Origin of the sequence: Corynebacterium sp. HMSC062E11 (genome assembly GCF_001811845.1) — a bacterium.
GTDB classification, from domain to species: Bacteria; Actinomycetota; Actinomycetes; order Mycobacteriales; family Mycobacteriaceae; genus Corynebacterium; species Corynebacterium hesseae.
In genome coordinates this window covers 1-933 of sequence record NZ_KV806776.1, presented here as the reverse complement: position 1 = coordinate 933, position 933 = coordinate 1, and the positions used below count along the sequence as shown (strand labels likewise).

At 56.8% G+C, this 933-nt stretch carries 1 protein-coding gene; it reads right to left on the bottom strand.

The features are described from left to right. Positions 1-933 (bottom strand): ISL3 family transposase (locus HMPREF2822_RS01965; protein ID WP_070520229.1); only part of this gene is annotated, 933 nt, incomplete at both ends.

The following is a 933-nucleotide window of genomic DNA, read 5'->3' as shown; positions in this document are numbered from 1 at the left end:
TGGTAGTCCTTTGCGCAGGGTGTGGATGATGCGTTCCATAAGCTTTTTGCCTTCCGATTTCCTCGGATGCGCGTACGCTGTGATCATGTCTTGGTAGACCAACCACGTTACTTCCAGGCACACGTAGTCGTCATCGGTGGCCCACAGCATTTCTAAGCGTTGCTTTTGCCGCTCGGTGAGATAGTTCGTCCTGGTCAACAGCGTGCGCCGGTGCTTGTACAGTGGGTCATCTTTGCGTCCGCGGCGTCCGGTGGTCTCACGTTGGAGTCTTTGTCGGCAACTGGTGAGCTTGTCGGCTGCCAGATGCACCACATGGAAAGGGTCCATGACTTTGTCCGCTTGTGGTAGTTGTTCCTCGACTGCGGTGGCATATCCGGTGAACCCATCCATGGTCACCACCTGTATCTGCTCCCGGAAGCTGGGGTCGCGCTCTTTAAGCCACCCGCTGAGCACATCTGCGGACCTGCCCGGTCGCATGTCTAACAAACGAGCAGGCCCACGCCCGTCCACCAGCGGGGTGAGGTCAACAAGTATGGTCACCAGGTTTGATGCCTGGCCTGGTTTTCTGGTGTGTTTCCATACGTGTTCATCGACTCCAAGGATACGAACCCCGTCTAGGTGACAAGGGTCGCCGTAGACAAGCTGGCGGCAGGCATCCAGCGCGACTTGGTTGACCAGGTCCCAGCCCACACCGAGTGCTTTGGCGGTGGCTGACACACTCATCCGGTCAATAGCAAGGCGCTGCAAGATCCAGCGGGTGACCCGGTGCGTGAGCTTGGCGCCGTCATCAGCGCAGGTTAAAGATTCTTGGAAGATCTTTCTCTTACATGAGGCGGCTGTACACCGGAATCTAGGGACTTTTACGTGCAGCCTAGTGGGGAATCCAACAACAGGAAGATCAACGAGTCGACGGGTGATGTGGTCGCGTAACTT